Below are 21,965 nucleotides of genomic sequence, written 5' to 3'. Positions count from 1 at the left end.
ATGGTGTTGAAACGCTCTTAAATCCCTATGAGGGATTGAAACTTGATAGTGGAGATTGGTCGCCAACGAATGGCGCGTTGAAACGCTCTTAAATCCCTATGAGGGATTGAAACAACATAGCCTTGACCTGCTTGAGCAAATCAAAAGGCTTGTTGAAACGCTCTTAAATCCCTATGAGGGATTGAAACCACGATTGCGGAAAGCGAAGTGCCAAAAGCCTTGCCCCAGTTGAAACGCTCTTAAATCCCTATGAGGGATTGAAACTGTCAACATCCTGAATTAACTGATTTAAGTCCATTGTTGAAACGCTCTTAAATCCCTATGAGGGATTGAAACTCCATTGAATTGTTTTGCAATCACATTGAACGAGCATTAAGTTGAAACGCTCTTAAATCCCTATGAGGGATTGAAACAGCGATTCTATCATGTTCCGTGAACTTATGACTGAGTTGAAACGCTCTTAAATCCCTATGAGGGATTGAAACCCGGTTGGGATTCGACATGTTGAGCCGTTTGGCTGTTGAAACGCTCTTAAATCCCTATGAGGGATTGAAACCAACTTGAATGAGGGGGTCTACTTTCCGGATGAGCCAAGGCGAGTTGAAACGCTCTTAAATCCCTATGAGGGATTGAAACGAGACGATTTGAGCTTGCTGGATTGTCCATCTAGTTGAAACGCTCTTAAATCCCTATGAGGGATTGAAACTTCAATCCCCAGTAGTGTCATAGCGGTGCGCCTGGTTGAAACGCTCTTAAATCCCTATGAGGGATTGAAACTTTAGAATCCACGAAGGACAAGGGGAAATACTTCGTTGAAACGCTCTTAAATCCCTATGAGGGATTGAAACCAGGAGAAAAGGTGAAAAAATGGAAGCCACAAGCGTTGAAACGCTCTTAAATCCCTATGAGGGATTGAAACGCTGATAGTCGGTTCCCACTGAGAGAAGTATCCCGGATTGTTGAAACGCTCTTAAATCCCTATGAGGGATTGAAACCATCAATGAAATTGTACAGAAAGTTTCCAAAGAAAGTTGAAACGCTCTTAAATCCCTATGAGGGATTGAAACATACGAGGGGAGAATCCTACGTCAATCAGGATGGTTTCAATGTTGAAACGCTCTTAAATCCCTATGAGGGATTGAAACCGAGATAGAAGGGGAAATCTGGGAAGAAGAAGAAAACATCGTTGAAATGCTCTTAAATCCCTATGAGGGATTGAAACTGAAAGAAAAATAGATACAGCGCGTTGCGATGTTATGGAGTGCAATACCGAATCCCCAAAGCCATGTACCACAATCCCATTCCCCATTCCCTATTCCCTATTCCCTAGCGCAAAGTGCTATAAATTCCAGAGAGCAATTCCGCCTAAAAGTCCATTAATATTAGGAACAATGGAGACATTTTCAGGAAGTTCAAAGTCTACCTTTTTCGCTTCTCCACCTCCTAAATAGATGCGATCGGCGTTGAATAGATGTTGGAGTTTGCAAATCGCCTTTTTCAACCGTTTATTCCATTTTTTTGTCCCGACTTTCTCCAGGGCGGCGCGTCCTAATTGTTGCTCATAAGTTTGTTTTTTACGGAAAGGATGATGGCCGCCTTCCAGGTTCGGAACCAGTTTTCCATCTACAAATAAGGCAGTTCCTAAGCCCGTTCCCAGGGCGATCGCCAGTTCGACCCCTTGGCCAGAAATCGCTCCAAAGCTTTGAATATCGGCATCATTAGCCACTCGTACCGGTTTCCCCAACGATTCAGAGAGCGGTGAGGCTAGGTCAAATTCTACCCAATTGGGATGAAGGTTAACGGCAGTATAAACAATACCGTGGCGCACAACTCCGGGAAAGCCCACGGAAACCCGATCGCAAGCTCCTGCTTGTTTGGCTAAATCGGCGATCGCCCTCAAAACTACCTCGGGTGTAGCCGGTTGGGGAGTCTGCACCCGCACGCGATCGCCCAAAGGACGGCCTTTGCGATCCAATACCATTGCCTTAATTCCACTGCCACCAATATCAATCGCTAACGTCCGATCTTTGGATTTCAATTTTTCCATAGTTTTCCCTTGTGTTTAGAAATATTTCCGATACAATAAAGTTCTGAAATCACACCCGATGTTCTCTTGTGCCAATGTCTGAATCGCTTCCCTCAAAACCCGTCAGTGTTTGGCAGTATAAGCCCTGGTGGTGTCAACCCTGGTCTATCATTTTAACTGGAGTCACGGCGATCGCCCTGAGTTGGATGATTCTCCATCGTTGGTGGTTTTCCCTCATCTTCTCCCTACCCATATTCGCTTGGATGGGCTACTTTATCCTCATTTGGCCCAAACTTATCCAACAGAGTGGTCTATTACCCCTCGATCCCCCTCCAGAAGAATCCTAAAGCTATTGCCTAATTGCCTTGAAACTCAAAACCATAGGCATCAGCATAGCGATGGAAGAAACGCATTACCCGCTCAAACCGATCTTGAGAATGCACCTCAAACGTACACTCTGCATTAGATAGCTCATCATCATCAACAAAAATAAACTTCATACCATTGGGACTCACCTGGATTGTCCCTTCTTCATCCTTGAGCCACAGATGCTCCACCTTATTGCCAAAACTCTTAAATCCTTCTGCTGCAACCAGCCTCTCAAAGCTTAAAACTACGATTTTGGTGTCAGAATTCGGGCGTTTTCGTAGACTAATGCCACTAATTTCTTCTGACATTCCTTCAATAAACTCTACAGAGATAGTCACAATTTGGTAAAAATGGAGTGAATGGTTTACCCTTGATTTTAGCACTGCACTCGATCGGGAGGATAGGATTACGCAGAATACTCGTCTGAATGAACTCGTCAATGTTTTGAGTCGAGAGACTGCTAGGGTATTACGCAATCCTTGGCGGCGCTTGTCCTTGCTGACTATCAGTTTTTTATTCGGTTTTTTCCTGGGTACAGCCTTGTCTACCATCGCGGGTCAAAGGGCAGAACAAGATATCCTGGTAGCTGCCATTTTGGTGATGGGGATAGAAGTCCTCAATCGCCTCATTTATGGCTCTAAGCTTTGGAGTCAAGATAACCTCTGGCGAGATGTAATTAATGGGTTGAAAATTGGCTTAGTGTATAGTCTGTTCGTCGAAGCCTTCAAACTAGGATCTTGAAGAATTAAGTCGGGAGTCATTGAGTATCTTCCTTATCTGCATATCCCCGTGTCTCCCATTCCCCTCGTCCCCGCGTCCCCCTATTCCCCCTTGCCGGAATCCTAAAGAAAGTGTAAATTTTCATTACAAATCCCTCACACACACTCTGTCGATCATCAACCATGCACAAATCCAGCTTATTCTTGGCAACTCTATTGGTTTGGGGAGGTTTTCAGGGGGGTGCGCCCTTAGCCGTTCAAGCCTCTGAAGGGGTAGAATTGATTGCCCAGCGATCGCCCACTGATGCCCAGCTTGATACTCTGTTGGAGCAAGGAAATCAGTTCGTCGAAGCGAGAAATTATCCTAGGGCCATTCAAGTTTATCAACAAGCCCTCAGATTAGACCCCCAAAATGCTCGCCTCTATTCTGGTATTGGCTATCTGCAAGCTATTCAAGGAAATTTTGCTCAAGCAGCCCAAGCCTATCGTCAGGCAGTGATTTACGATCGCCAGAATGGAGACTTTTTCTATGCCCTCGGCCATAGTTTAGCCAAGATTGGCGATAATGCGGCTGCCCAAATTGCCTATCAACAAGCCATTCAGTTAGATCGGAACAATTTGGAGGCTTATCTAGGTTTGGGAGTGGTGCAGTGGCGACAAAATGATTTTGTCTCAGCTAAAAGAACCTATGAACAAGTCCTCAGTGCCGATCCTCGAAATTTTCAAGCCCATGAGTTACTCGGAGCAATGTACCTCAAACAAGGACAACTGGATCAATCCATTCAACACCTCAGACAAGCCGAACAACTTAATCCCCGTTCCGGTAGCATTCAGGTGAAATTAGCCAGTGCTTGGTTAGCTCGCGGTAATGTGGATTTAGGACGGCAAGCCTTGGATAAAGCGGCTCAACTCGATTCCCGGAATCCGGTGATTTATATGACCATTGGTAAAATCCAAGAGAGCTTTGAAAATTGGCCAGAAGCCTATCAAGCCTATCAACGGGCAGTATCCTTGGATCGGAATTTGGTGGATGCCCATCGATCCATGGGTGATATTCTCATGAGACAGAATGATGTCCTCTTGGCGATCGCCACCTATCGTCAGGTGGTGCAACTAGCGCCCCAAGATCCAGAAGGTTATTATAAGCTGGCGTTGGCACTCAAAGAGCGCGATCGCAAACAGGAAGCCCTTTCCATATTAGAACGCGCCCTACAACTCTATCAGGTGGCTGGCGATCGAGAGGGAATCGATCGAGTCAAAGCGTTGATGGAAGAGCTATAGAGCTAAGGAACAAACATACACATCAACGTTAAGTGAAATATTTAAAAACTTATCAAGAACATACCGAAAACTAGATTGGGAGGCCTTAGAAAAGGATATAGAAAAAAATCCCACTAAATGTCGGCATTCCCCTCCCGTTATACCCGCTAGGGTTAACGGGAGGGGAATGCCGACCCGCGAATAAACTGCTAGGTAGGGCATCCTTATTGTCCGGGTACTTCTTGTTGTTGAACATATTGCTTAAGTTGTTCTACCGTTACACCACCACAACTAGCCACAAAATAAGATCCAGTCCAGAATACAGGCTTACGATAAAATTGTTTGAGATAATCCTCAAATTCTTTACGAATTAAACGGCTAGAAACAGTTTTAAGATTAGCGATAAATTTGCTTAACTGGATTTGAGGATGATAGCGAATCAAAAGATGCACGCGATCAACTTCTCCGTTGAACTCAACAATACTAGTTTCCCATTTACTGCAAGTTTCCTGGAAAATATCTGCCAGTCGAGCATGAATAGCTGGGTTGATAACTTTTTTGCGATATTTGGTGACCAAAACCAGGTGAGCGGTAAGCGCATAAATAGACCTAAATCCTTTATCATAGTGATTTGACATCGCAAGCGGTAAGCTGTATATTTATTAAATAATTCTAACTTACGAGTACCGATTACGTCCAACAAATAAACAAGCTGTCCTAATTGATTGGTGGCTAGAATTGCTGCGACGATATTGGAACTATGCGTTAGGTCAAAGGTTGGACTATTTAAGGCGAACTCGCTCTCAAATAGATCGGTGCAGTTTAATTTGTGAACCGATTGGTGAAATCCCTAAACCTGTAAATTACTACACGCAACAAGCAGCACTCAAAGAAACAAAGGTTCGGTTCCCTGATTACAAGGAAATCTATTCAGAAGTGCAACCAATCAATCGGCAAAGATTAGATAAGGCGTGGAAGAGATGGAGAGTGCCCGATAAGAATGGCAAGAGAGGAGGGCGACCGAGGTTCAAGAAAGCAGGACAGTTGAGATCTTTTGAGTTCTCGCGAGTGAACCATGGGAAAGCCACAATTAAATTTGATGGCAAAAACCTGATAACGACGCGATTAGGAATAATTCCGGTCATCGTTCACCGCCCTATTCCCGAAGGGTTTGAGTTAAGAACCGCATCAATTGTCAAAAAAGCAGATGGTTATTAGGTTTGCTTGAGAGCGAAAGATGAACGAGTTACTGAACCTCTCGCACTCGATCAAATTAAATCGGCTATCGGGATTGATGTTGGATTGAAGGAATTTTTGACGACATCAGAAGGTAAAACCATTCCCATTCAGCAAACCTATCGCCAAGCACAAAACCATTTAGCGCGTCAGCAAAGGAGATTAAAAAACAAACAAAAAGGTTCAATAAACTATCAAAAGCAACAGAACAAAATCGCGAAAATTCATCAACGGATTCAGCGACAAAGAAAGGATTTTCAATACAAGATAGCAAACTGGCTCACGAGGTGCTATGACTTAATTGCCATTGAAGATTTAAATATTAAGGGACTCTCAAGAACTCAACTCGCTAAGAGTATTCTTGATGCAGCATGGGGACAATTCATCATGATTCTGGAAGCAGTGGCAGTTAAATGCGGCGTTCGGGTGGTGAAAGTCAATCCTCACGGCACAAGTCAAGATTGTAGTAGTTGCCACGCAAAAGTCCTGAAAACTCTCTCGGTTCGCTTTCATGAATGCCCGAAATGCGGACTAATTATGGATAGAGACGAAAACGCAGCACGTAATATTTTGCATCGGGCACTAGAAGAGATACAGGCGGTGGGTCGCATCGCTTCTGCTGGTGGAGGCTTAGACAATAGTCAGCCAGCGAAGCAAGAAACTTTAAAAGGAGAATGGGTTTAACTCAGCCTCTTTTGAAGCTCCCGTTAGACCCGAAGGGTTAACGGGAGAGAACGTCACGATCGTATCCCCAGCATTCAAGTAGACTACTATCGGAAAACGGCTTTCCAAGAACTCTACGGTGGTAAATATATTGGCCCTAGAGAATAGGTAACCACATCACCGACCGGCAAAGTATTGCCCTTGCGGTTCAGCTTACCCATTGAAACTGCAATTTTTCAAGATACCAGCATTAGCTCTAATACCCCAATCACAGATGCTTTTGGAATCACCAGTGATACGAGCGAACTAATTCGCTGGGCAGAAACCCTTGGTGAATGTTTGCAAGAAAAGCCCAGACTTGTACGAGTGTTAACTGGAAATACCATTTACATCAACGATGTTGAGGGTTCCATTGTTGAGAATGCCAATGGTGTTCTTGTTTGTCCTCGATAAGGGAAAAACAAGCTAATCGCTCTACTCCTCACCACCTTTCAACCCCTAGGGCTGTTTCATTCTTCCCTGAAAAATGAGACTCCAGACACTCCAGGCACTCCAGAGCAGTTACAAAATTTGTGATAAGAATTTCTGTGTTCGTTCTTCCTTGGGGTTGTTAAAAAATTCATCAGGGGTTGCTTCCTCCACTAAAACCCCATCAGCCATTAACACCACTCGATCCGCTACTTCACGGGCAAACCCTACTTCATGGGTAACACAAACCATGGTCATGCCGCTTTGAGCAAGCGATCGCATGGTATCGAGTACCTCGCGTACCATTTCTGGATCGAGGGCTGAAGTGGGTTCATCAAAGAGCATGATTTTCGGCTGCATCGCCAGAGCGCGGGCGATCGCCACCCGTTGCTGTTGTCCCCCCGATAACTGTCCGGGGAATTTCTTCGCCTGCTCCAAAATTCCTACTTTTTCTAAGAGCTGTAGAGCAATTTCTTCGGCTTTTTCCTTCTTCCAACGCCGAACCCAAATCGGTGCTAAGGTTACATTTTGCAAAACCGTTAAATGGGGGAATAAATTAAACTGTTGAAACACCATCCCCACTTCGCGCCGCACCGCATCGATATTCTTTAAATCGTGGGATAATTCAATACCATCAATAATAATTTTTCCCTTTTGATACTCTTCCAGAGCATTAAAGGTGCGGATAAACGTCGATTTCCCGGAACCACTCGGACCCATAACAACGACCACTTCGCCTTTTTGAACGTCTAAGCTCACCCCTCGCAGGACATGGAATTTATTACTGGCATACCACTTATGAACCTCTTGGGCAATGATGGCGGGTTCGGTGTCCACAGGAGTTGGATTATCTTGAGATTTAATGAGAGGATCGGAATGGGTCATGGGAATAGGGAATAGGGAATAGGGAATAGGGCGGGTTTACGAAGGTTATCTATAGGTTTTCTCGATTTTGGAGAACCCACCCCTACTAGCGGTGTTCTGTATTCAGTTTATTTTCTACCCATCGACTGGCAGCCGACATGGCATAACAGAACACCCAAAAGAGGACTCCAATAAATAGATATACCTCTGAAAAGCGCCCCAGAAATTTGGGGTTCGCTAAAATCGAGTTACTAATTCCTAACAATTCTACCAAGCCGGTAATCGCCAACAGGGTCGTATCCTGAAATAGGCTAATAAATTGACCCACCATAGCTGGAATCACAGCTTTCAGGGCTTGGGGGAGAACAATTAGAATCAAGGTTAAAGGGGTACTTAAACCTAGGGCCCGTGAGGCTTCCGCCTGTCCCTTGGGAATTGCTTGTAGACCTCCTCGCACATTTTCCGCTAAGTAAGCGGAGCTAAATAAGGTTAAGCCGACGATCGCCCGAATCACCCGATCGGGACGCATTCCTTCGGGGAGAAATAGGGGAATCATGACCTGGCCCATAAATAAAATGGTAATCAGGGGAACACCCCGAATGATTTCAATATAAGCAATACTGAGGGCTTTGACCACGGGTAAGGAGCTACGTCTTCCTAAAGCAGCAATCAAACCGATGGGAAAACTTAAGGTAATACCGACAATAGCCATGAGAACGGTGAGCAATAAGCCTTGCCATTCATTGGTTCCGACAGGGGTTAAACCCAGTCCTCCACCAATGAGCCACAGTCCGATTAAAAATACGCCAAACCAGCCAAAGGAAACCCATTTTCCGAGAGCCGGTTGAACGTTCCCGACTTGTTGGCCGATCCAAGCGCTACCGGCGATCGCCACCAAACATCCTACTAATAGGGCACGATAGACAATGGGAGTCGGAGCAATCGTGCATCCTAGGGCAGCGATTCCTAAGCCGATGAGAATATTACGGCTAAATAGGGTTAGCGATCGGGCAATAACTCCCCAAGATAAGCCAGAAAAAACACTAATTAGAGCGACTAAAATCCATAAGCGCCAATACTCTTCACTGGGATAACGACCGACCATCAATAGGTGGAGATTTCGCGGGATCACATCCCATTGAGCATCGGTGAATGACCAGGAGAGAAAATTATAACCTAGGGCGATTAATCCCCCTAAAATAATGAAAGTGATTAAACCGTTATACCAGGGACTAAGCAAATTATTTTTAATCCAGTTCACCGGAGTATCGCGCATCTCCGGTGGCGGTGCCATATCGGTTAAGTTACTAGGTACAGAAGTCATGTTAATGGATAATTAATTTTTGATTTCTTCCTGCTTTATGTTGTGGCAATCGTCGCTCTCCCTATCCCCAAATTACCTTTCTTGTAGTTGCACCACGCGGTTAATTTGGTTCATTCCTAAAGAAATGATCAAATTCATCAGCAAATAAGTGACCATGATAATGAGCATCACTTCTACGGGTCGCCCGCTTTGGTTGTAGGTTGTATTGGCTACATTGTAGATTTCCGCGTAGGCGATCGCCGCTCCCAAACTGGAGTTTTTAGCCAAGTTCATGTACTGACTGCTCAAGGGGGGAATAATCACTCGTAGAGCTTGGGGAAATACAACCAAACGCATCATTAAACCCGACTGTAAACCCAGGGCTCGGGCGGCTTCCCACTGGCCTTTGGCTACAGCTTGAATCCCAGCTCGGACAATTTCGGCAATGAAGGCAGCCGTATACAAAACTAAGCCCGTTAGCAAGGCGGCGAATTCCCCAGTCAGGCGCAACCCTCCGGTAATCTGACCGAGTTCAATTTCCGTCGGTTTTTCCCATGCAAAGGCTACTGTAATAATTAGCAGGGCAACAATACCAATAATCCACAAGGCCGTTAACTGGGGTTTTCCAGAACTTCCCCGTTCCACCATGGACTTAATCCGTATTTTCCACAGGATAACCGCGGCGATCGCCAATCCAATCAACACACTGCACCACATCGCTAGAGACCAACCCACTTTTGGCCAAGGGAGAAACACCCCTCGGTTACTCAAAAAAGCGAGTCCCATCACCTCTATACGCTCCGTGGGTTTGGGAAACTTAGAAAAAACGGCCCGATACCAAAAAAACAACTGTAAGAGCAGAGGCACATTGCGGATCAACTCCACATAAACTTCGCTTCCCTTTCGCAGTAACCAATTATTAGAAAAACTGGCAACTCCCACCGCAATTCCCACCAATGTGGTGAGGATAATGCCAGAAATAATGATCCGTAGGGTATTCACCAAGCCAGCTAACAAAACCCGGCCATAGCTGTCTCTGGCTGGATCGTAAGGAATAATACTTTCTCCAATGGCAAAGGAAGCTTGGGTATCCAAAAAATCAAACCCAAACTCTATGCCCGCTCGTTGGAGGTTATTGGAGACATTATAGGTTAATAGACTAATAACAGAAATAACGATCGCGATCGCCAAAACTTGCAGCGCGACTCGCCAAAATCGATCATCACGCCACAAAGGAATCGTATGCTCATTTGCCGAGGTCATAACAAGAACAGATTAAATGGGAGAACTCAAGACTCGTCACCCATGATCGCATCACGGGTGACGGCTAACTGTTTACAGATAACTAAATTTATCGGAAAGGAGGAGAATAGAGCAATCCTCCACGAGTCCAGAGGTCATTTTGACCTCGATCTAACTGAAATTGAGATTCCTTACCCAAATTGCGCTCGTAAACTTCACCGTAGTTTCCAACTGAGGAAATCACATTAACCATGAAATCATTATCGAGTTCTAAGCCTGTTCCCAAATCACCTTCAACACCCAAGAAACGGCGGATGGTGGGGTCTTCACTTCCTTTACTTTCTTCGACATTGGCTTGAGTAATTCCCAACTCTTCTGCTTCAATCAAACCGTAGGTTACCCATTTAACCACATCAAACCAGGTAGAATCATTATTAAGGGTTAAGGGGCCGAGAGGTTCTTTGGACATGGTGACATCCAACAGAATATGTTCCTCTGGATTGGGTAAGGTACTGCGACGAGCAATCAACTGCGATTTATCTGAAGTCATTCCTTCGCAGCGTTCTTCTGCATAGGCGGCATAAGCTGGGTCAGCCTGTTGGAAGGTTACTGTTTCAAAGGTAACTCCTGCTTCCCGCATATTATCGGTTAAGTTCAGCTCGGTGGTGGTTCCCGCTTCTACGCAAACGGCTTTACCTTCAAAATCTTCCAGGGACGTGATACCACTATCTTGACGCACCATCATGCCTTGTCCATCATAAAATGTGGTTGGTGCAAATTCTAGACCAACGGTTGTATCTCGGCTCGTTGTCCAAGTCGTGTTTCGAGAGAGCATATCCACTTCACCACCCGCTAGGGCAGTAAAGCGTTCTGTAGAATCGAGGTTCCGATATTCTACTGCATCTGAATCGCCCAAGACAGCGGCAGCTACAGCCTTACAAACATCCACATCAATTCCTGAATATTCTCCGGTTTCATCCACAAAGCTAAATCCAGGAATGCCACCATCTACCCCACAGATTAGGGTTCCGCGATTTTTCACGACATCCAAACGACTTTGGGAAGCCGAGTCTTCAGACTCTCCATCTCCTCCTCCATCGGCATTATCAGACGGGGGAGGGGCGCAAGCTGCCAAGGGGAGAGCTAGCAATAGAACCGACATTAATAAAGATTGCCACTTAGCCATATGTAAAGGGTTTCTCCTCACTGATAGACACTCATCTTGAAGCAGCCACTTTGCTCAGAGTGGCTTCAAGTTTTGTTAAATTTTATCTTTAAGATATTAGCAGCATCTGCTGGATTTGGTATCAGCAGGAGAAATTTTTGCGTGTTCTAGAACACCTCTTCAGGCGATCTCTGCTTGATCGCCAGCCTAAGTTCTGCCTGATTATTGAGGCGCTGTCAACAGGAGAACTTTGGTAAAGCGAGACTTTGGGCTATTCCTTATGGCAAGAGTTCGGGCGACAGGCGCTCTTGAGCTAAATCCCGAATCAGGGAACAACGGGATTCTATATAGTGAGAGAGTAAATCTGCTTCTTCTCCATTGAGCGATCGCTCTTGAGCCATATTACCCAGCAGCCATTGTACCAGACTCGCGTCATCAAGTCTCAATAACCGTTGAGGCTGAGTTGTTTCAATCAGTGACCATAGCTGACGTAGCAGATGGGGAGTCATAATGATGCCTCCTTAAGGATTTCTTTATAATCATACCTACTTTAAACCTATAACTCACCGGTTTGACACAAGATCCCATCAAAGGTAGAGAACCTTAACAAAATGAGTCATAACTTGACACTCCCATGAGTCCGAAGGTTTAACTGTTAAGATCGGGTTTACAAGACCTATCTAGCCTATGACTCCCCCCATTAACCATGATGCTATTTTTCACCGATTGGGAAGAAAGAGGACTTAAACTAGGACTTAAACTAGGAGTCTTAATAGGAATTATGTTAATGAGCTGTACGCCTAATGGCGATCGCTCTTCATCTTCCCAAAGTACCATTAAAATTGGGGGATCGTCAGAAGCTTATCCCATGTTAGAACTATTGGCAGAAGCGTACGATCAAGAGAATGTTGAGATTGTCTTTCTGCCCAGTAGCCAAACTGCTGGAGGTTTAAGTGGGGTGCGAGAGAAGTTTCTCGAGATTGGGGCAATCAGTAGACCTCTCACTGCAACAGAAAAAACAGAAAATCTTCGCTATATACCGTTGGTTCGCAATGCCTTAGTCTTAATTGTTAATGAACAAGTTGAAGGAGTCGAAAACTTAAACCATGATGCCATTAAAAAAATTTATAGTGGTGCGATTACGAACTGGAATGAATTGGGCAGTATTGATGGTGAAATTGTCATCATTGACATACCAGAAGATGAAACAGAAAAAGCACTTTTACGAGAACATTATTTAGGTCAAGACCTAAAGATTACTCCCCAAGCGATTCTATTGGAATATGATGATGAAGTTGTAGACGCAGTAAGTATAACTCCTTATAGCATTGGGGCGATCGCTTACTCCGAGGGACTCCAGGACTTTTCAGTACAGATTCTTACTCTAGATGGAATAGCTCCTACCTTAGAGAACATTCAGAATGAGCAATATAAAATGCTTCAAACCCTTGGCGTTGTTGTCTTTACTCCACTGAAACCCACAACTGAAGATTTCATTAATTTTATCGCCACTCCAGAAGCACAAAGTATACTGGACTTGCATGGCTATATCTTATTCAAACCTGAATCTTAGTTGATATAGTTAACCGTTTACTATAGCAAAGAAACATAACTAGCGCTATACTGATCCTTATAGCAATAATCAGATCTTCCTACTCCCCTTACAGCGTGAAGCGCTGTTATAGAGTAGTGTGTAACTGTCTCGTGCATCAATAAATGACTAAATTCTATTTACTGTTCCCTCTTCCCTGTTCCCTAGAACAAAAAACTTTAATATACCTCCTAAAAGGGGAAACTGCTGCATTCAATGATTGCCAGTGAAACCCTCCTCTAACTTTTGGGTCAGAACTGTACTGTGTAGAACTTACTCAAAGTTACCATTACAACAAAAAATTAGTATTCCATTTGCTTTTGTGTTCTTCGGACTATGGCTTTCAGGGACAGTTAGCATTGGTTATTACTTTTTAAGACACTTAGAGAGACGACAACTCAGAGAAATCGAAAGTTTAGCCGCTTTGGTTGTACAACAGTTCCAAAATAAAACTGAAACATTGCGTTTACATGCGACAGTGACGGTTGAATCAGAAAATATTCTCAAAGGATTGGAAAATACCAACGAAATCATATTGTTACAACGTTTATTGCCCTTAAAGCTTTTGTTGGAACTCGATCTGGTTCAAGTCATTGATATTCAAGATAGATTGTTGGTTGATTTGAAACTAAATAGGATTAGTAACTCTGAGATTGATCATGAAATTGCTCTTTCACAAGTCATGAATGGAGTGAGCTTTTCTACGATAGTAGATGCAAAAAACAATAATACTTTTTCCTCCTCTGTTTTAATTGCAACTGCACCCATTAAATCGAATCAAGGAGTTGTTGGAGGTGTAATTATTGGGCGTGTTATAAATGCTAAATTTTTGAGTGAAATTTCCCAGAAAACAAATACATCAATTGTAATATTTAAAGACAATAAAATAGTCGCGTCTAGTTTACCCAACGCGGAAAAGTTTTCCTGGCTACCTCCTCCAGGAACTCCCCAGAATACTTTCTCAGAATCAGAGATTAAGCTTGGAGATCGCTCTTACTTAGGAAAAACTGTTCCGATCTTTGAAATTAATCAGTCCCAATTGCAATTGGTTGTGATGTCTTCTCTACATGCTTTAGAAAATGCAAAACAGAATTTTTTAATTGGACTGGTTGTGTTTTCTGTTGTGGGATCGGTGGTGGCAATTATTGTGGGTTATATCCTCTCTGGATTAATGGTAGCTCGGATTAATTCAGTCACTCAAGCGACTGAAAAACTGGCCAATGATAACTTATGGGTTCAATTACCTGTCCTTTATAACGATGAGTTAGATCGGTTGGCTAAAGCCTTTAATCGGATGGCTAAAAAATTAAAAGATAGGGATGAGACTTTAAAAATAAAAGTCGAACAATTGGAAGAGACTCTGCAAAAACTGTACTTCACCCAATCCCAATTGATTCAATCCGAAAAAATGTCTGGTTTAGGTCAAATGGTGGCGGGTATTGCCCATGAGTTTAATAATCCAGTGAATTTTATTTATGCTAATATTGAACCGGCCATTCATTATGTAGATGACTTATTGTATTTGCTCGATCTCTATAAAGAGGCATATCCCGATCCCCCTGAAAGTATTGCTGATACTCTAGAGGATATAGACTTTGATTTTTTGGTTCAAGATTTCCAGGATTTATTAACATCAATTAAATCAGGAGCCGAACGAATTAGTGCAATTGTTCGAGGTTTGCGAACGTTTTCTCGCTTAGATCAATCAGGAATCAAGGTGGTGGATATCCATGAAAATCTAGAAGCGACCTTATTAGTTGTACAACATAGAATTCAAGGAAATATTCAAGAAAAAATTAGTTCGATAAGAGATATTCAGGTGATTAAAAAATATGGAGATTTGCCTTTAGTAACTTGCGATCCAGGGGAATTAAATCAGGTGTTTTTGAATGCGATCAATAATGCAATTGATGCGTTAGATGAGTTGAGATCGGATACAGAAAATCCAAAAATTCCTCAAATTGTGTTAAAAACAGAATATAGCGATTGCTCTTCAGTCAAAATTACAATTTCGGATAATGGTTGTGGGATGAGCGAGGAAGTTAAGGCTAAGATATTCGATCCCTTTTTTACAACAAAACCTGTTGGTAGTGGAACGGGTTTGGGCTTGTCTATCAATTATTCTATTATTGTGGATCACTGTAGAGGAAAATTGAGATGTCATTCTATTCCAGGAGAGGGAACTGACTTAATTATTGAGCTACCGTTAGAGAAAAACGTCATACAGAACGTTGCACTGTGATGAGGAGGTAGAGGGAGCAAACAAGAGATTTTATGGAATTTTTATTGCACTTCGCACTCTAGCCATAGCTTGTATTGTTTAGTCTCTAAGCCTTCAAGTTTTTACTTGATAGAAGAGAGAATTATTATATGTCTTTTATCGATAATTTCTATGCGAAAATTGCGCTGGTAGTAAAGTTTTAGTAACTTAGGTTACAGTTTTTTTCTGTTTTTCTGTAATGAGATTGAACAGCGCTACAGTGAGGTTAGCGAGAGTTTACCTAGGAGTTGAACCATGAGCGTTCATGAATATCACCCTGTTAATGTCTATTTAAAAAATCACTCTGGAAGTCGCTCAGAAATGGTTCTGGCAATCATTTTCGGATCTTTTGTGCTGGGATTTATCCCCATTGCTTTATTTTCAGATCTTTCAGTAACAACGACTCTGATACCCACAGAAGCTCAACTCTGGAGTTCTTTAGCAGAGAAACAGACTCCAATTTCTCTCCACATGCCATCGACAGAACGTATGATTCCGACAGAAGCTCAACTTTGGAGTTCTTTAGGAGAGAAATTTTAGAAAAAGAGGAAAATTTTTGGCTAGAGTTTAGGGTTTTAATCGTGCAAATAAGTGGCTATTCGTTTTAATAATGCCATGCCCACAACAGAATTTCCCATAGAATCAAGAAGGGGGCTATAAGTGGCGATCGCCCCCTGCTGGGGAACTAAGGATAATAATACTCCACTCACTCCTGACTTTGTCGGTAATCCCACTAAAGAGGCAAATTCTGCTGAATATTCATATAATCCACAGGTTTGCATTAACTCTGTCACCCAGAATTGATGCTCTGACTTGATTTTACCTTGCGGATTAACCAATCCTAGTCCCAATTGAACCAAATATTCAAGACTGGATGATAAACAACACACCTTTTGATAAGTATCTAATGCAACTGATTCAGGACTGCCTAAATAACCCGATTGTGCCAGGATTTGGGTTAAATTCTGATTGGTTTGATTCGGTAAAGATTCTACAGACGCTAAAAGTTGCCGATCTACAAATAACTCAGTTTGACCATAATCATTGAGCCAATTACGGAATCTTTCAAATTTTTCTATACTGGTAGATCCGGGCAAATGGGAACAGAGGGCGATCGCCCCACTATTGATCATCGAATTGCGGGGAAATCCCTGATCTACTTGTAACTGTTCGACCGAGTTATATGGGTAATCTGAGGGGCAATTACCGACAATGCCCTTAATTTTCTCGGTTCCTAACTGTTCTAAACAATACAGCAAAACAAAGGGCTTAATCACACTCATCAACGGTACATCATGTTCCCCCCATCCATCCCCTGGATCGTGCAAACTTTGAATATAAATCCCCCTGTTTTGCGGATCAACCTTGGCTAACTTAGGGATATAAGTCGGTAAACTTCCTGACACATTCAACGCTTCAATTTCGGTTAACCACTGCTCTACAGTAGACCGGGTGATACTTTTTAAATCTCTCATAGTCAATCCTGACAAGCTATTGCCATTCGTGCCCCCCTAGCTTACAGCCTTAACCGGTTATCCCTACTCATTCCCCATTACTTGCCCATAGCGCTATCATAAAACTTAAGAAAAGTTAAGTTATGTGAAGACCCTTGACTGTAACCGCCCAATCCCAAACTCCAGTATCAACAACTTGGCATCGCCTGCACCCCCTCTGGCAAGGTGATGAAACTGAGATCCAAACCGGACTCCCCCATGAACAACTCTCTCCTGCTTGGCAAATTCTTTTACTTGGGGATGGTTCGCCCACGCGTCACTTGCAATTGTTAACCCGCGAACCAACGGAAGTCGATGTGATTGATATGTCTCCGATTGGCATGAATGGCGATCGCGCTCCGGGTCAGATTTCAGCAATTCCAGGGCCCAGATTAAGGCGACAGGTTTGGTTGAGAACTGCATCAGGACAACGATTAGCCTATGCGACTTCTTGGTGGGAAGCCAGTCATGTCGATGACTATTTACAAAATCGCTCGTTACCCATCTGGGCGAGTTTAGCGCAGTTGAGAACCGAGTTGTATCGAGATATTCAAGGTTTGTATTATGGCCATTCTCAAGCCTTAGAGGAAGCCTTTGAGCAACCGGGGCCCTTTTGGGGTCGCCATTATCTATTTTGGCATCATAAACGGCCGTTTACCTTGATTTATGAGGTATTTTCTCCTTATTTAATTCAGTATTTAGGGCCAACCGGATAAATCGAGATCGCCATGTCACTTCAGTTATATCCCCTATATCCTATCCTCTATCAAGGCTTAAAACCCTTATTTCCCCAGTGTTTATGGCGGGGAAATCCCCATCAAAAGGCGATCGCCTTAACCTTTGATGATGGTCCCCATCCCCAATACACCCTAGAGCTGTTAACGGTTTTAGAAACCTACGCCGTTAAAGCCAACTTTTTTTGCCTCGGACAACAGGTTAAACAGTATCCAGAAGTCGCCAAAGCGATTTACGATCGCGGTCATTGGATTGGGTTACATGGCTATACCCATCAGAACTTTCCCGAACTCACTCCAGAGCAACTCTGCCAAGGGTTATACAATACTCAAACTGCGATTCTTGAGGCCTGTGGTTTAAATCCCGAAACCGAGCGATCGCGATTTCGGGATGTACGGCCTCCCAATGGGTTATTTATTCCCCAAACCCTAGACCTATTGCAGCAATGGAATTATCGGCCGGTCATGTGGACCGTGGTTCCCGAAGATTGGGTCGATCCAGGAGTCTCAATTGTCGTCAATCGGGTCATGAAAAGGGTTTGCCCCGGTTCGGTGATTGTTCTCCATGATGGCCGGTATGGGGGGCAGAGTGTGGCCGAAATTACAGAGCATATCATCCCCATGCTGTTAAAACAAGAGTATCAGTTTGTCAGCATCGAGCAACTGTGGCATTCTTAATCTTGACTTCCTGTACTATCTTCCCCTATTTCCCCATTCCCCCATGTCCCATCCTTATTCCGATCGCCGCTGGCATATTTGGATCGATCGCGGCGGAACGTTTACCGATCTAGTTGCCCTGAGTCCAGAGGGTCAAACGGTGGCTCATAAACTCCTCTCGGAAAATCCAGAACGCTATGCAGATGCAGCGATTCAAGGGATTCGCGATCTGTTAGGCGTGGGAGCGGATGAACCCATTGAGAGCGATCGCATTGCGGTGGTAAAAATGGGAACGACGGTGGCGACGAATGCCCTATTAGAGCGAAAAGGCGATCGCACGGTTCTGTTAATCACCCAAGGCTTTCGGGATGCGTTGCGTATTGGCTATCAAAACCGCCCGGATCTGTTTGCCCAACAGATTCAACTGCCAGAATTACTCTATGAAGAAGCGATCGAAGTCCAAGAGCGCCTCAGTGCTAAGGGGCAAGAATTGCAACCGGTTAACCGGGAGGCTCTGGTGCCCCAACTGCAAGCCGCCTACGATCGCGGAATCCGCAGTTGTGCGATCGCCCTTTTGCATGGCTATCGCTATCCCCAACACGAACAGGACGTGGCACAACTGGCGAAAAACATGGGCTTTACTCAAATCTCTGTCTCCCATCAAGTTAGCCCCCTGATCAAACTCGTCAGTCGCGGAGATACCACCGTTGTCGATGCATATCTGTCTCCCATCCTCCGACGCTACGTGAATCAAGTGCAAGAACAACTGACGGGAGAATCAGGAGATGTCGTTAATCTGATGTTCATGCAGTCTAATGGCGGGTTAGTAGATGCCGAGCAATTCCAAGGTAAAGATAGCATCCTATCGGGGCCAGCCGGAGGCATTGTGGGAGCAGTACAAACCAGTGCCCAAGCCGGTTTTGAGAAAATTATTACTTTTGATATGGGTGGCACGTCCACCGATGTCGCTCATTATAACGGGGAATACGAACGACAATTTGATACCGAAATTGCTGGGGTAAGGGTGCGATCGCCCATGATGGCGATTCACACGGTAGCGGCTGGGGGCAGTTCGGTGGTATTCTTCGACGGTTCCCGCTACCGTGTCGGGCCGGATTCAGCCGGTGCAAACCCTGGGCCTGTCTGCTATCGACGGGGCGGCCCCCTGACGATTACCGACTGTAATGTACTGTTGGGGAAACTGAATCCGCGCTTTTTCCCGGCGGTTTTTGGCTCCCAGGGAAACCGACCTCTAGATGGCGATCGCGTGCGCGAGCAGTTCCAAACTCTGGCTCAGGAGATACAGAAAGAAACGGGAGATCTACGGACAGCGGAACAAGTGGCGACGGGGTTTATTGCGATCGCCATTGAAAATATGGCCAATGCGATTAAAAAAATCTCTCTGCAACGGGGTTATGATGTTTCTGGCTATACCCTCTGTTGCTTTGGCGGTGCAGGGGGGCAACATGCCTGTCAACTCGCCGATACATTAGGCATTCGTCAAATTGTTATTCATCCCTACGCTGGGGTACTCTCAGCCTATGGCATGGGACTTGCTGATATTCGCATCATGCGCGAGCAAACCCTTGAGGAAGAGCTAACCGATGGTGTAATGGTAGAGTTGCAAGATCGGGTGATTCCCCAGTTAGTCAAAGACGCGCAAGCAGAATTATCGGAACAGTCCGGCGATCGCGAAGAAATTATGGTTAAACTGCATCTAAAATATGAAGGCAGCGATACGCCTTTATTGGTCAATTTTTCCGATTCTTCTCTAGAAAACCTCAAACAAGAATTTGAGCATCAACATCAGCAACGCTATGGCTTTACCTTAACCCAAAAACCGTTAGTGGTGGATATGGTTTCAGTAGAAATTGTGCAAACCATGGCTCATCCTGAAGGGGAAATTCAAGAACCCGTTACCGATAGTGTCCCCCCAGAAATGGCAAGAGTTCCCGTTTATTGTTCCATACAAAATTCCGTAGAATTGGGTTCTGTAGGGGCGGGTTCACGAAGATCTCGGTGGGAAGGCGATAATATTGGCGAACCCGCCCTTACATCTGCATCACCAAAGTGGCAATATGTGCCAGTTTATGACCGCCAAAAGTTACAACCAGGACACACAATAATTGGACCTGCACTAATTATTGAACCTACCGGAACCAATGTAATTGAAAGCGGTTGGCAAGCGCAAGTTCATCCCCGTCAACATTTAGTATTAACGGCTATCCATGCCGCTTCGTACCAAGATGGGAGAGCGGGTTCACCGACAGTTTCCTCTTCCTACCCAGCTCTTCGTAAACCCGCCTCTACGGAAACTGGATTTGTAAGAGCGGGTTTATCAACATCTTCACCTCCCCACCAAGAGCATCGTAAACCCGCCCCTATAGAAAATGTCCCTACGGAAAGGGTGAAAAAAGATCCGGTGCTGTTGGAAATTTTCAATAACCTATTTGGGGCGATCGCCGAACAAATGGGCGTAACCCTACAAAATACCGCGGTTTCTGTCAATATTAAGGAACGGTTGGACTTCTCCTGCGCCCTGTTCGATCCAGAGGGTAATTTAGTCGCCAATGCACCCCATATCCCGGTTCATTTAGGCTCGATGAGCGAAAGTGTCAAAGCCTTAATTCAAGATAAGGGAAACGAGATTAAACCGGGAGAGGTTTATCTTTCTAATAATCCCTATAATGGCGGAACTCATTTACCGGATATCACCGCAATTACGCCAGTCTTTTTACCTCAAAATCCCATAAAACCCTCCTTTTATGTGGCTTCGCGAGGACATCATGCCGACCTCGGAGGCATTACCCCCGGCTCCATGCCGCCCCATAGTCAAACGATTACAGAAGAGGGGATTTTATTCGATAATTTTCTGTTAGTGACTGAGGGGAGATTTGAAGCCAATTTACTTATCGATCGCTTGTTAGCGCCTCCCTATCCCGCTCGTAATTATTCCCAAAATTTAGCCGACTTGCAAGCACAAATTGCAGCCAATAATCAGGGTGTTCGAGAATTGGTGAAAATGGTCAATCAGTATGGTCTAGAAACCGTACAATCCTATATGGGATATGTGCAAGACAATGCAGAACAGGCGGTGAGATCGGCGATCGCCCAGTTATCCAATGGTGAATTTACTTATGAATTCGATAATGGTGCAGTGATTCACGTTACCATCACGGTTGACCGAGAACAATGCAGCGCGGCGATCGACTTTACCGGCACATCTGCCCAACTGCCCAATAACTTTAATGCCCCTAAAGCCGTCTGTCAGGCTGCCGTATTGTACGTCTTTCGCACCCTCGTGGACGACCCCATTCCCCTGAATGCCGGATGCCTGAAACCCCTCAATATCAAGATTCCAGAAGGCTCCATGCTCAATCCCCACTATCCGGCTGCCGTTGTTGCCGGCAACGTAGAGACTTCCCAGGCGATCGTTGATACCCTCTACGGAGCGCTAGAACTCCTCGCCGCTTCCCAAGGAACCATGAATAACTTTACCTTTGGCAACCCAGATTATCAATACTACGAAACCATTTGCGGCGGTTCAGGTGCTGGCCCCACCTTCCACGGTACAGACGCGGTGCATACCCACATGACCAACTCAAGGCTGACCGATCCAGAAGTCCTAGAACACCGCTTTCCCGTCCGTTTGGAAGAATTTGCCATCCGTCCCCAAAGTGGCGGAAAAGGGCAATTTTGTGGCGGTAACGGCATCGTGCGCCGCATCCAATTCCTAGAACCCATGACGGCAGGTATTCTTTCTAACCATCGCAAAATTCCCCCCTTCGGTCTAGCCGGTGGCGAACCAGGAGCCGTTGGACGCAACTGGATCGAGCGCAAAAACGGTTACACCGAAGAACTCGATAGTACAGCAACCGTAGAGTTAGATGCAGGCGAAAAAATCACCATTGAAAC

Annotated in this window: 21 protein-coding genes and 1 CRISPR repeat array; of the genes, 12 read left to right on the top strand and 9 right to left on the bottom strand. The window is 44.7% G+C overall.

Translation table 11 applies throughout. The annotated features are described in order from the left end of the window. Positions 1–5 precede the first annotated feature (5 nt). A CRISPR array of direct repeats spans positions 6–1,222; the repeat unit is 37 nt; unit sequence GTTGAAACGCTCTTAAATCCCTATGAGGGATTGAAAC. Positions 1,223–1,339: 117 nt separating this feature from the next. After that, positions 1,340–2,047 (bottom strand): ROK family protein, encoded by a 708-nt coding sequence (locus AC3A14_RS16485; RefSeq protein ID WP_318733183.1) that lies wholly within the window; start codon positions 2,045–2,047, stop codon positions 1,340–1,342. A gap of 74 nt (positions 2,048–2,121) precedes the next feature. Between AC3A14_RS16485 and AC3A14_RS16480 the strand changes: the two genes are divergently transcribed. After that, the gene (locus tag AC3A14_RS16480) at positions 2,122–2,373 is read left to right on the top strand and encodes a DUF6737 family protein (protein ID WP_318733184.1); all 252 of its coding nucleotides are present in this window, start codon (positions 2,122–2,124) and stop codon (positions 2,371–2,373) included. A gap of 9 nt (positions 2,374–2,382) precedes the next feature. Here the strand turns inward: AC3A14_RS16480 and psb28 are convergent, their stop codons facing one another. Next, positions 2,383–2,733, bottom strand: coding sequence for a photosystem II reaction center protein Psb28 (psb28, locus tag AC3A14_RS16475; protein WP_318733185.1), 351 nt, complete (start codon positions 2,731–2,733; stop codon positions 2,383–2,385). A gap of 106 nt (positions 2,734–2,839) precedes the next feature. Here psb28 and AC3A14_RS16470 point away from each other — a divergent pair, with 106 nt between their 5' ends. Both AC3A14_RS16470 and AC3A14_RS16465 read left to right on the top strand, forming a co-directional pair. Then, positions 2,840–3,136, top strand: a complete 297-nt coding sequence (locus tag AC3A14_RS16470; protein WP_271936647.1) for a DUF565 domain-containing protein — start codon at positions 2,840–2,842, stop codon at positions 3,134–3,136. A gap of 161 nt (positions 3,137–3,297) precedes the next feature. Next, entirely contained in the window at positions 3,298–4,395 is a 1,098-nt protein-coding gene (locus AC3A14_RS16465) for a tetratricopeptide repeat protein (RefSeq protein ID WP_318733186.1), read from the top strand. A gap of 203 nt (positions 4,396–4,598) precedes the next feature. Here AC3A14_RS16465 and tnpA read toward each other — a convergent pair whose 3' ends face one another. Then, on the bottom strand, positions 4,599–5,012 hold the full coding sequence (gene tnpA / locus AC3A14_RS16460) for an IS200/IS605 family transposase (protein ID WP_318733187.1): 414 nt from the start codon (positions 5,010–5,012) through the stop codon (positions 4,599–4,601). A gap of 28 nt (positions 5,013–5,040) precedes the next feature. Here tnpA and AC3A14_RS16455 point away from each other — a divergent pair, with 28 nt between their 5' ends. From AC3A14_RS16455 to AC3A14_RS16445, 3 genes are all read left to right on the top strand, one after another. After that, complete coding sequence (locus AC3A14_RS16455; protein ID WP_487779067.1) at positions 5,041–5,592, top strand: RNA-guided endonuclease InsQ/TnpB family protein; 552 nt, start codon at positions 5,041–5,043, stop codon at positions 5,590–5,592. A gap of 6 nt (positions 5,593–5,598) precedes the next feature. Beyond that, the gene (locus tag AC3A14_RS16450) at positions 5,599–6,294 is read left to right on the top strand and encodes an RNA-guided endonuclease InsQ/TnpB family protein (RefSeq protein ID WP_318733188.1); all 696 of its coding nucleotides are present in this window, start codon (positions 5,599–5,601) and stop codon (positions 6,292–6,294) included. A 180-nt stretch (positions 6,295–6,474) separates the two neighbouring features. Then, complete coding sequence (locus AC3A14_RS16445) at positions 6,475–6,726, top strand: hypothetical protein (RefSeq protein WP_487779066.1); 252 nt, start codon at positions 6,475–6,477, stop codon at positions 6,724–6,726. A 108-nt stretch (positions 6,727–6,834) separates the two neighbouring features. Here the strand turns inward: AC3A14_RS16445 and AC3A14_RS16440 are convergent, their stop codons facing one another. From AC3A14_RS16440 to AC3A14_RS16420, 5 genes are all read right to left on the bottom strand, one after another. Next, positions 6,835–7,626: an amino acid ABC transporter ATP-binding protein gene (locus AC3A14_RS16440; RefSeq protein ID WP_271938198.1), complete on the bottom strand. Its 792-nt coding sequence runs from the start codon at positions 7,624–7,626 to the stop codon at positions 6,835–6,837. An 85-nt stretch (positions 7,627–7,711) separates the two neighbouring features. Then, on the bottom strand, positions 7,712–8,929 hold the full coding sequence (locus tag AC3A14_RS16435; RefSeq protein WP_318733190.1) for an amino acid ABC transporter permease: 1,218 nt from the start codon (positions 8,927–8,929) through the stop codon (positions 7,712–7,714). 72 nt (positions 8,930–9,001) lie between these two features. Further along, positions 9,002–10,171, bottom strand: a complete 1,170-nt coding sequence (locus tag AC3A14_RS16430) for an amino acid ABC transporter permease (protein WP_318699810.1) — start codon at positions 10,169–10,171, stop codon at positions 9,002–9,004. An 88-nt stretch (positions 10,172–10,259) separates the two neighbouring features. Next, positions 10,260–11,336 carry an amino acid ABC transporter substrate-binding protein gene (locus AC3A14_RS16425; protein ID WP_318733191.1) on the bottom strand — a complete coding sequence of 359 codons (1,077 nt, stop codon included), beginning with the start codon at positions 11,334–11,336 and terminating at the stop codon, positions 10,260–10,262. A 257-nt stretch (positions 11,337–11,593) separates the two neighbouring features. Further along, positions 11,594–11,824 (bottom strand): hypothetical protein, encoded by a 231-nt coding sequence (locus AC3A14_RS16420; RefSeq protein ID WP_318733192.1) that lies wholly within the window; start codon positions 11,822–11,824, stop codon positions 11,594–11,596. Between the two features lie 197 nt (positions 11,825–12,021). On the opposite strand from AC3A14_RS16420, the gene AC3A14_RS16415 reads away from it, so the two are divergent. The 3 genes from AC3A14_RS16415 to AC3A14_RS16405 all read left to right on the top strand — a co-directional run bounded on the left by AC3A14_RS16415 (position 12,022) and on the right by AC3A14_RS16405 (position 15,706). Continuing rightward, complete coding sequence (locus AC3A14_RS16415) at positions 12,022–12,888, top strand: substrate-binding domain-containing protein (RefSeq protein WP_318733193.1); 867 nt, start codon at positions 12,022–12,024, stop codon at positions 12,886–12,888. A gap of 340 nt (positions 12,889–13,228) precedes the next feature. Then, positions 13,229–15,148, top strand: coding sequence for a HAMP domain-containing sensor histidine kinase (locus AC3A14_RS16410; RefSeq protein WP_318733194.1), 1,920 nt, complete (start codon positions 13,229–13,231; stop codon positions 15,146–15,148). A gap of 273 nt (positions 15,149–15,421) precedes the next feature. Then, complete coding sequence (locus AC3A14_RS16405) at positions 15,422–15,706, top strand: CrcB family protein (protein WP_318733195.1); 285 nt, start codon at positions 15,422–15,424, stop codon at positions 15,704–15,706. A gap of 35 nt (positions 15,707–15,741) precedes the next feature. Here AC3A14_RS16405 and AC3A14_RS16400 read toward each other — a convergent pair whose 3' ends face one another. After that, a complete protein-coding gene (locus AC3A14_RS16400; RefSeq protein WP_318733196.1) occupies positions 15,742–16,641 on the bottom strand; it encodes a glutaminase in 900 nt (299 codons plus the stop codon). A gap of 134 nt (positions 16,642–16,775) precedes the next feature. On the opposite strand from AC3A14_RS16400, the gene AC3A14_RS16395 reads away from it, so the two are divergent. From AC3A14_RS16395 to AC3A14_RS16385, 3 genes are all read left to right on the top strand, one after another. Next, positions 16,776–17,375, top strand: coding sequence for a chorismate lyase (locus AC3A14_RS16395; protein WP_318733197.1), 600 nt, complete (start codon positions 16,776–16,778; stop codon positions 17,373–17,375). 12 nt (positions 17,376–17,387) lie between these two features. Continuing rightward, entirely contained in the window at positions 17,388–18,071 is a 684-nt protein-coding gene (locus AC3A14_RS16390) for a polysaccharide deacetylase family protein (protein WP_318733198.1), read from the top strand. Between the two features lie 43 nt (positions 18,072–18,114). Beyond that, positions 18,115–21,965, top strand: a 3,851-nt coding sequence (locus AC3A14_RS16385; RefSeq protein ID WP_487779065.1) for a hydantoinase B/oxoprolinase family protein, incomplete at its 3' end; no start/stop codon positions are given.

The sequence above is a fragment of the Roseofilum sp. genome, assembly GCF_982964205.1.
The sequence above is the reverse complement of the archived record's forward strand: the minus strand, read 5'-3'. Positions and strand labels throughout refer to the sequence as shown.

What these genes read in the sequence shown, in the direction of transcription:
- tnpA (WP_318733187.1), bottom strand. Translation starts at nt 5,012, where the DNA reads ATGTCAAATCACTATGATAAAGGATTTAGGTCTATTTATGCGCTTACC.
- AC3A14_RS16485 (WP_318733183.1), bottom strand. Translation starts at nt 2,047, where the DNA reads ATGGAAAAATTGAAATCCAAAGATCGGACGTTAGCGATTGATATTGGT.
- AC3A14_RS16415 (WP_318733193.1), top strand. Translation starts at nt 12,022, where the DNA reads ATGATGCTATTTTTCACCGATTGGGAAGAAAGAGGACTTAAACTAGGA.
- AC3A14_RS16440 (WP_271938198.1), bottom strand. Translation starts at nt 7,626, where the DNA reads ATGACCCATTCCGATCCTCTCATTAAATCTCAAGATAATCCAACTCCT.
- AC3A14_RS16435 (WP_318733190.1), bottom strand. Translation starts at nt 8,929, where the DNA reads ATGACTTCTGTACCTAGTAACTTAACCGATATGGCACCGCCACCGGAG.
- AC3A14_RS16420 (WP_318733192.1), bottom strand. Translation starts at nt 11,824, where the DNA reads ATGACTCCCCATCTGCTACGTCAGCTATGGTCACTGATTGAAACAACT.
- AC3A14_RS16465 (WP_318733186.1), top strand. Translation starts at nt 3,298, where the DNA reads ATGCACAAATCCAGCTTATTCTTGGCAACTCTATTGGTTTGGGGAGGT.
- AC3A14_RS16480 (WP_318733184.1), top strand. Translation starts at nt 2,122, where the DNA reads ATGTCTGAATCGCTTCCCTCAAAACCCGTCAGTGTTTGGCAGTATAAG.
- AC3A14_RS16390 (WP_318733198.1), top strand. Translation starts at nt 17,388, where the DNA reads ATGTCACTTCAGTTATATCCCCTATATCCTATCCTCTATCAAGGCTTA.
- AC3A14_RS16405 (WP_318733195.1), top strand. Translation starts at nt 15,422, where the DNA reads ATGAGCGTTCATGAATATCACCCTGTTAATGTCTATTTAAAAAATCAC.
- AC3A14_RS16400 (WP_318733196.1), bottom strand. Translation starts at nt 16,641, where the DNA reads ATGAGAGATTTAAAAAGTATCACCCGGTCTACTGTAGAGCAGTGGTTA.
- AC3A14_RS16425 (WP_318733191.1), bottom strand. Translation starts at nt 11,336, where the DNA reads ATGGCTAAGTGGCAATCTTTATTAATGTCGGTTCTATTGCTAGCTCTC.
- AC3A14_RS16430 (WP_318699810.1), bottom strand. Translation starts at nt 10,171, where the DNA reads ATGACCTCGGCAAATGAGCATACGATTCCTTTGTGGCGTGATGATCGA.